The sequence below is a fragment of the Streptomyces caeni genome (assembly GCF_042678285.1).
Classification (GTDB): Bacteria; Actinomycetota; Actinomycetes; order Streptomycetales; family Streptomycetaceae; genus Streptomyces; species Streptomyces caeni.
Window position 1 is genome coordinate 1 of sequence record NZ_JBHUDX010000115.1, and the last position, 8188, is coordinate 8188.

8 protein-coding genes are annotated in these 8188 nt (G+C 72.9%); 2 read left to right on the plus strand and 6 right to left on the minus strand.

The features are described from left to right. Window positions 1–130 precede the first annotated feature (130 nt). Entirely contained in the window at window positions 131–1717 is a 1587-nt protein-coding gene (locus tag ACFSL4_RS34235) for an acyl-CoA mutase large subunit family protein (protein WP_381091604.1), read from the minus strand. A 102-nt stretch (window positions 1718–1819) separates the two neighbouring features. Between ACFSL4_RS34235 and ACFSL4_RS34240 the strand changes: the two genes are divergently transcribed. Together ACFSL4_RS34240 and ACFSL4_RS34245 are read left to right on the plus strand one after the other, a co-directional pair. Then, the gene (locus tag ACFSL4_RS34240; RefSeq protein WP_381091606.1) at window positions 1820–2506 is read left to right on the plus strand and encodes a TetR/AcrR family transcriptional regulator; all 687 of its coding nucleotides are present in this window, start codon (window positions 1820–1822) and stop codon (window positions 2504–2506) included. A 307-nt stretch (window positions 2507–2813) separates the two neighbouring features. Further along, window positions 2814–3803, plus strand: a complete 990-nt coding sequence (locus ACFSL4_RS34245; protein ID WP_381091608.1) for an Acg family FMN-binding oxidoreductase — start codon at window positions 2814–2816, stop codon at window positions 3801–3803. 35 nt (window positions 3804–3838) lie between these two features. Here ACFSL4_RS34245 and ACFSL4_RS34250 read toward each other — a convergent pair whose 3' ends face one another. The 5 genes from ACFSL4_RS34250 to ACFSL4_RS34270 form a co-directional block, all read right to left on the minus strand. Further along, window positions 3839–4714 (minus strand): universal stress protein, encoded by an 876-nt coding sequence (locus tag ACFSL4_RS34250; RefSeq protein ID WP_381091610.1) that lies wholly within the window; start codon window positions 4712–4714, stop codon window positions 3839–3841. Window positions 4715–4800: 86 nt separating this feature from the next. Then, window positions 4801–5463 (minus strand): potassium channel family protein, encoded by a 663-nt coding sequence (locus ACFSL4_RS34255; protein WP_381091612.1) that lies wholly within the window; start codon window positions 5461–5463, stop codon window positions 4801–4803. Beyond that, window positions 5460–6119, minus strand: a complete 660-nt coding sequence (locus tag ACFSL4_RS34260; RefSeq protein WP_381091614.1) for a potassium channel family protein — start codon at window positions 6117–6119, stop codon at window positions 5460–5462. Before ACFSL4_RS34260 ends, ACFSL4_RS34255 begins: the two co-directional genes overlap by 4 nt. Continuing rightward, complete coding sequence (locus ACFSL4_RS34265) at window positions 6119–7657, minus strand: cation-translocating P-type ATPase (protein WP_381091616.1); 1539 nt, start codon at window positions 7655–7657, stop codon at window positions 6119–6121. Before ACFSL4_RS34265 ends, ACFSL4_RS34260 begins: the two co-directional genes overlap by 1 nt. Beyond that, window positions 7630–8112: a cation-transporting P-type ATPase gene (locus tag ACFSL4_RS34270; protein ID WP_381091618.1), complete on the minus strand. Its 483-nt coding sequence runs from the start codon at window positions 8110–8112 to the stop codon at window positions 7630–7632. Before ACFSL4_RS34270 ends, ACFSL4_RS34265 begins: the two co-directional genes overlap by 28 nt. Window positions 8113–8188 lie beyond the last annotated feature (76 nt).

An 8188-nucleotide genomic window follows, 5' to 3' on the forward strand; every position in this document is an offset into this window, starting at 1 on the left:
GTGGCCTCCTGCACACGGCGCTGGAGATCCGCGAGCTTGCCCGCAGTGGTGTGAATGTCGATGTCGCTGTGTTCTGCGCGATCGGTGCTCACCGCTCGCTCTCCTTCGTGGTCGTGCGTGGGATCTGGGGTCAGAAGGTGTCGCGCGGCAGATACACGCCCCAGACGTCGCGCAGGGCGTGCGACACCTCGCCGACCGTGGCGCGCAGCCGCAGGGCCTCGCGCATCGGGGGCAGGACGTTGTCGGTGCCCCGGGCGGCGGCACGCAGGGCGTCGAGCGCCCGCTCGACGGCGTCGCCGTCGCGCTCCTTGCGCAGGGCCGCGAGGCGCTCGCACTGGTCCAGCTCGATCTGGGGGTCGACCCGCAGCGGTTCGTAGGGCTCTTCCTCGTCCAGGGCGAACTTGTTGACCCCGACCACGGTCCGGTCGCCGTTGTCGATCTCCAGGGCGACCCGGTACGCGGACTTCTCGATCTCCGACTTCTGGAATCCCTGCTCGATCGCGGCGACGGCGCCACCGCGGTCCTCGACGGCCTGCATCAGCTCCATGACCGCCGCCTCGATGTCGTCGGTCATCGACTCCATGACGTACGACCCGGCGAAGGGGTCCACCGTCTTGGTCACATCGGTCTCGTACGCGATGATCTGCTGCGTGCGCAGGGCGAGCCGGGCCGCCTTCTGGGTGGGCAGCGCGATCGCCTCGTCGTAGGAGTTGGTGTGCAGCGACTGGGTCCCGCCCAGCACCGCGCCCAGGCCCTGCAGGGCGACCCGCACCAGGTTGACCTCGGGCTGCTGTGCCGTCAGCTGCACACCCGCGGTTTGGGTGTGGAAGCGCAGCATCTGCGACTTGGGGTTCTTGGCGCGGAACTCCTCGCGCATGATCCGGGCCCAGATGCGGCGTGCGGCACGGAACTTCGCGATCTCCTCCAGGAGCGTGGTCCGGGCGACGAAGAAGAACGACAGACGGGGCGCGAAGTCGTCGACGTCCAGGCCCGCGGCGATCGCCGTGCGCACGTACTCCTTGGCGTTGGCGAGGGTGAAGGCGATCTCCTGCACGGGGCTCGCCCCGGCCTCGGCCATGTGGTACCCGGAGATGGAGATCGTGTTCCAGCGCGGGATCTCCTTGTGGCAGTACGCGAAGATGTCGCTGATCAGCCGCAGTGACTGCTTGGGCGGGAAGATGTAGGTACCGCGGGCGATGTACTCCTTGAGCACGTCGTTCTGGATCGTGCCCGTCAGCTGGTGTCCCGCGATGCCCTGCTCGGCCGCGACCAACTGGTACAGCAGGAGCAGCGTCGACGCGGGCGCGTTGATCGTCATCGACGTCGACACCTTGTCCAGCGGCAGTCCCCGGAACAGGGTGCGCATGTCCTCCAGCGAGTCGATCGCCACGCCGACCTTGCCGACCTCGCCCTGGGCGATCGACTCGTCCGAGTCGTAGCCCATCTGCGTCGGCAGGTCGAAGGCGACGCTCAGTCCTCCGGTGCCGGCGCCGACCAGCTCGTGGTAGCGCTCGTTGGACTCCTTCGCGGTGCCGAACCCGGCGTACTGCCGCATCGTCCAGGGTCGGCCGGTGTACATGGACGGATACACGCCGCGGGTGAAGGGGAACTGCCCCGGGGCGCCCAGCTTGGCGTCCGCGTCGAAATCCGTCAGCGTCCAGCCGTCGTAGACCGGCTGGATCGGCAGGCCGGACTCGCTCCGTGCAACGGAACCCACGCCGCATCTCCTCTCTGGTACTCAATGTCTTATAGACGGTACTCAGTACCATTGCGAGGGGCAAGTGGTCCCGGATGGCGAGACGGGGAAGGATGAGCGGTCATGAGCAAGCCAGCCGTGCGGATCCGACTAGCAGATGCCGCCTTCGCGCTCTTCGACGAGCGCGGGTACGAGCAGACCACCGTCGACGACATCGCCGAGCGGGCCGGCGTCGGGCGCACGACCTTCTTCCGGCACTACCGGTCCAAGGAAGAAGTGATCTTCCCCGACCACGACCGGCTGCTCGCGCTGATCAGGGACCGGCTGGCCACCTCCAGCAACAGCACGGCCCTCGTCGCCGTGTCCGACGCGGTCCGCCTGGTGCTGCTGCACTACCTCGACGAAGGGGATCTGGCGCGCCGCCGGTACGCCCTCACCAGCAAGGTGGCCGCCCTCCGCGACCGTGAGATCGCCAGCGTGGCCCGGTACCAGCGGCTGTTCCGGGAGTTCATCTCGGACTGGATGGGGGACCCGACGAAGTCGGCGTCGCTCCGGGCCGAGCTCATGGCCGCCGCGGTGGTCGCGGCCCACAACCACGTGCTGCGCCGCTGGCTGCGGGGGGAGGCGTCCGACCCGGTCGCAGAGGTCGACGAGGCGATGCACGAGGTGCTCGCCCTCTTCCCGAGCCCTCAGTCCCCCCACCCGGCCGGCGACGGCGGCACCACCGTCGTCGCCTTCCGGACGGGACAGGACCTCGACGCCCTCCTCCCGTCGCTGCGGCGGCTCATGGAGGACGGATCCCGGCGGTGAACCCGCCCCGGGCGCACGGGCGGTGCCGGGCGATACCGCAGCCGGCGCGCGGCACCCGGCCGTTTGATCCGGCGGCCCGGCGGCCCGGCGGCCGAGCCAGGTCGGGTCTGGTGACCTGGTCCGGCCGGACGGTGAGGTCCGGCCCGGGACCGCGCCGCCGGACCGGGGCGCCGGACCGGCACCCCGCACAGGTCGTACCGGGGCAGTGCCGCCCGGTGGCGGGGGCAGGATGGACAATGAAGGTGATCGCCACCGACGGCAGGGACGTGCCGTCGGCGTGTCCTTCTCCTGAGGGGAGCTGTGTCTCATGCCGACGCCACCGCTCGACACCACCACCGTCACGGACCTGGTCGCCGCAGCCACGGCCGCTCCGTCCATGCACAACGCCCAGCCGTGGAGGTTCCGCTTCTCCACCCGCACCCGGACCTTCGAACTGCGTCCCGACCTCGAACGGGCGATGCCGCACACCGACCCCGACCACCGCGCCCTCCACCTCGGCTGCGGTGCCGCCCTCCTCAACCTGCGCGTCGCCTCGGCCCACCACGGCTGGGGCACGGACACCCGGCTGCTTCCCGACCCCGCCGACACGCACCTGCTCGCCACGGTCACCCTGACCGACACGGAACACCCCGACACCGAGCTGGCCCGGCTGTTCCCGGCGATCCACCGCCGGCACACCAGCCGCCACCCCTTCGAGGACCGGCCGGTACCCGCCCCGGTCGAGGAAGCACTGTGCGAGGCCGCCCGCCGGGAGGGCACCCAGATGGTGTTCCCGGACCCCTGGCACGTCGAGTCCCTCCTGGAGTGGGTCGAGGACGTCGAGGGACGCGACACCATGGATCCCGAACGGTTCGAGGACATCCGCCGGTGGTCCCGCCTCGGGGCGGAGGACGCCGGGACGGCCGTCGACGGCATCCCCGACTACGCCTTCGGACCGCGCAAGCTGCGCGGCCGGGCACCCGTACGCGACTTCGCGGGCCGCCGGCCCGTCCCCGACCGCCCGACGGCCGCCTTCGAGGCGACACCGCGCCTGGCGATCCTGGGCACCACCTACGACCGGCTGCCCGACTGGCTGCGGGCGGGACAGGCGATGGAGCGGGTGCTGCTGCTGGCCACACTGAACGGACTGGCCACGTCCCTCACGTCCCACGCCCTGGAGTGGAAGGATCTGCGCGAGCTGGCCCGGGACCCCGGGTCGGCCATGGGGTTCGTGCAGATGGTGGTGCGCATCGGCTACGGCCCCCCGGGCGAGTCGACACCGCGCCGACCCGTGCGGGACGTCCTGGAGATCGACTGAGCAGGGGGAGGGCCCGGGCGCCGCGACGCCCCGGATCACCCTCGCAGGGGGACGACCGCGACCGGGCAGGAGGCGTGGTGCAGGGCCGTGTGGGCGACCCGGCCGAGTTGCAGCCCGGAGCGCCCGTTCCCGCGCCGGGCGCCGACGACCAGCAGGGCGGCGCCGCGGGACACCTCCAGCAGCACGTGTCCCGCCTGGCCCTCGGTCACCTGCCGGCGGACCTCCACCCGGGGATGGTCGCGCACCGCCTGGACCAGGGCCTCGTCGAGGATCTCCGCCGCCTGTTCCCGGTGGTGACGGGCGGGGTCACCAGTGAGCAGCGGATGGTCCATGGGCTCGTGCGCCGGGCAGCGCCAGGCCCGCACCGCCAGCAGCGCCCAGTGGCGCACCTCGGCCTCCCGGAAGGCGAACGCCACGGCCTGCGAGCCGCTGCCCGCGGCGCCCACACCCACCGCGACCCGGGGATGCGCTTCCAAGAAGCCGTCGTCCGCGCCGCGCGCCACGACGACGGGACAGTCGGCGCGGGCCGCCACGGCCAGACTCACCGAGCCGAGCAGCAGTCCGGCCAGCCGGCCGCGGCCCCGCGATCCGAGCACCAGCATCGACGCGTTGCGACCCTCGTCCAGCAGGGTCCGCACGGGGTCCTCGGGTACCACCGAGGCCGAAATCTCCAGCCCCCCGGCGCGGCGCCTGGCATGGCCGACGGCCGTGTCGACGAGGGCCTCGGCGATCGCCTTCTCGGAAAGACGGCCCAGGTCACGGGCGAACTCGGCGCCCTCGTAGCGCTGCCACAGGAAGGCGTGGACGAGGCGCAGCGGCACCCCGTGGGCCACCGCCGCGTCCACCGCCCAGTCCACCGCGCGCAGACTCGACCGGGACCCGTCGACACCGACGACCAAGGGCAGCCCCATGACGGTCACCGCCTTCCCACGGACGTACCCCCAGTTCGATGATGGTCCGGGCGCCCTGGTTGCGACACCCGGAGCGGGGCACCGTGTCACTGGAAGGCCGCGTGGATCTCCCGCTCGGTCGCGGCGTGGGAGACGAGCAGGAGTTCGTCACCCGGCCGCAGCGGGACCGACGGGGCGGGGACGGTGGGCTGCCCGTCGCGCACGAGGGTGGCGATCACGGTGCCCTCCGGGAGGACGATGTCGGACAGCAGGCGCCCGGCGGCCCGTGAGCCAGGCGTGATGGCCGTCTCGATCACGTCGACGCCCGCCTTGCTCAGGCGGAGCAGGGCGACGGTGTCGGTGGCACCCGTGGCCTCCTCGATCAGCGAGATCAGGGGTGTGGCGGCGGGCACGGCGACATCCACCCCCCAGCGCTGGTCGAACAGCCAGGCGTTCTCCGCGTCGTTGATCCGGGAGGCGACGCGGGGCACGGCGAACTGGCGCTTGGCGAGCAGGCTGACGACGAGGTTGTCCTCGTCGTTGCCGGTGGTGGCGATGACGAGATCGCTTGTGTGCGCTCCCGCGTGTTCCAGCACGTCGGGTTCGCAGGCGTCCCCGGCGAGCAGCCGCACCGACGCGGGGAGGCGGCCCTGGAACTCGGCGACACGGTCCTCGTCGACGTCGACGAGCGTCACATCGTTGCGGGCAGCGGCGAGGACCTGGGCGATCTGCGTGCCGAGCCGTCCGGCACCCGCGATGAGCGCTTTCATGTTCCCAGCTCCTTGTCCAGAAAGCCGCGCAGTCTGCCCAGCGCGGTGGCGTCCACCGCGAACGTCACCAGGTCGCCCGGGTGCGCAATGCTGCCGTGGGCGGGGACGAGGGAGCGGCCGCCGCGGGTGATCTCGACGACGCGGATCTCGCCGTCGACGTCGAACTCGGCCAGTCGCCGTCCGGCGAGGTAGGCGGGCAGTTCGGAGCGGACGAGCAGGGTCTCCCCGTTTCCGAAGCTGAGTTCCGGGGTGAGATGGCGGTGCAGCAGCATCTGGTGGACCTGGCGCACGGTCCAGCGGACGCTCGCGATCGTCGGGATGCCCAGTTCCCGGTAGATGTCGGCACGGCGGGGGTCGTGGATACGGGCGATGACGACCGGGACCCGGTAGGTCTCCCTGGCGGTACGGGCGCTGACGATGTTGCTGTTGTCGCCCGAGGTGACGGCCGCGAACGCGTCGGCGTGCTCGATCCCGGCCGCCTCCAGGACGGCGCGGCTGTAGCCGTTGCCCTCGTGGCGCTGGATCCGGTCGCTCTCGGGAAGCCGCCGGAACGCCTTGGCCCGCCGGTCGACGACGCGGACGTCATGGCCTTCGGAGGCGAGCAGGGCGGCGAGCTCGGAGCCGACGCGCCCGCATCCCACGATGATCACTCTCATCACCGTGCTCCCTTCCGGTTCCGGGCCTCGGTACGGTGGCGCAGCCACGCCTTGCGGGCTTCGTCGGCGAGCAGGGGCAGCACGCCCAGGGCCACCAGGACGGCCCAGTCGCCGGTGGCCAGCGGCGCGGTGTTGAAGACCGACTGGAGCACCGGTGCGTAGCTGGTGGCCGCCATGAGGGCGATGCCGACCTCGGGGCGGGGCGGGTCCTGCATGCCCGCGAGACCGAGCAGGGTGAGTCCGCACTCGGCGTCGGCCCGCGCCGGACGGGGGCCGGGCACCGTGCGCCGGGCGACCGCCAGGACCCGCAGCCCCTGGGCCGCCAGGTCGTCGGCGGCGGCCGCGACCGCCGCCCGCGGCTCGTCCGTCAGCGGCCGAGGGCCGCCCCGCCACTCGGCGGCGGTGCACCGCGCCAGCAGTTCCTGCGGCGCGCCCTTGACGTAGGCGTGATGACCTGCGCGGGTCCTGTGCACGGTGGTCATCAGCTTGCGCCGGGAGTCGAAGGGGAACTCCGTCACCCGGGGCGCGGCGGCCTCCTCGGCGGCCAGGTCCAGTCCCGCCTTGGCCGCCGCCACGAGCAGGGCCCCCTCGGTGGTGTCGCCCAGCACACGCCAGCCGCGCCGCCCCGACGGCGGTACGAGCCGGGCGTTGCAGCACAGCCCGGCGACCCGCAGCAGCTCGCGCACGGGCGCCGCGTCGGCGACGTCACCGGTCGGCGCGTACCCGACGCCCGTCACGGGGTACGACACCCCGGCCGCCCAGATCCGGGTGACGGTCATCTCGGCCTGGGTGAGCGTGCCGGTCTTGTCGGTGCAGATGACGGTCGTGGCCCCCAGCGCCTCCACCGCCAGCAGCTTCTTGACCAGCGCGTGGCGGCGGGCCATACGGCGCACACCGATCGCCAGCGACACCGACAGCGTGGCGGGCAGGCCCTCCGGAACGAGCGCGACCATCACACCGAGCGCGAAGACGAACGACTCGACCAGGGGCTGCCCCGAGGGCAGGCGGATCGCGAACAGCAGGGCGCCGATGGCCAGCGCCGCCCCCGCCACCCGGCGAGCCATCACGGCCACCTGCCGTTGCAGTGGCGTCCTCTGCCGTGGCGCGGCGGCGGCCAGCCGGTAGATCCGTCCGAACTCGGTGGCCGCGCCGGTGGCGAACACCACGCCCCGGCCGGACCCGGCGACGGCGTCGGTGCCCATGAACACGCAGTTGCGGGCGTGGAGCACCGGCCCGTCCGCCACCGGCTCGGCGGTACGGCCCACGGCGGTGCTCTCCCCGGTGAGCGGCGCGTTGTCCACCGACAGCTCGTACGCCTCGACCAGGCGGCAGTCCGCCGGCACGGCGTCCCCCGCATCCAGCACGACCACATCGCCCGGGACCAGCTCGGCCGCCGGCAGTTCCCGCCGTTGCCCGCCGCGCAGCACACGGCAGGTGTACGGCACCATGGCCTGCAACGACTCCGCCGTCCGCTCCGCCGAGTACTCCTGGGTGAACCCGATCGCCGCGTTCAGCACCACGACGCCGAGGATCGCCACAGCCAGCTGCAGGGTCCCGGCGTCACGGGGTCCTGGAGCCCGTAGGCCAGGAAGGTGATCCCGGAGGCGACGAGCAGCATCACCGCGAACAGATCCGTGAACTGACCCGCCAGCTGCCGCCCCACGCCCCGCCGCCGCGCCCGGGGCAGTTCGTTGGGCCCGTACCGCGCGCGCCTGGCGTACGCCTCCGGCTCCGTCAGCCCGCGCGGCGAGGTGCCAGCGCCCCGAACACCTCGCCGGCGCTCATTCCGGGCGTGGGCGGCCCGCCGTCCGGCATGGGCGGGGATGTCGCCGCGGCTCCTCGCCGACGGGTGGCAAGCGCCCCCGGCCCGAGGTGGACCACCATGCACACGATGGTGCGAACCGGCGCCCCGCCATCGCCAGGGCCGTTCGGGGCAGGCACCTGGACCGGCCGACCCCCGCCCCGGATCATCTCTCCCGGTCCCGGTCGGCATCCTTGGCCCCGGCGCCCCGGCGCCCCGGCGCCCCGGCGCCCCGGCGCCCCGGCGCCCCCGTCGGCCCGGGGCCCCG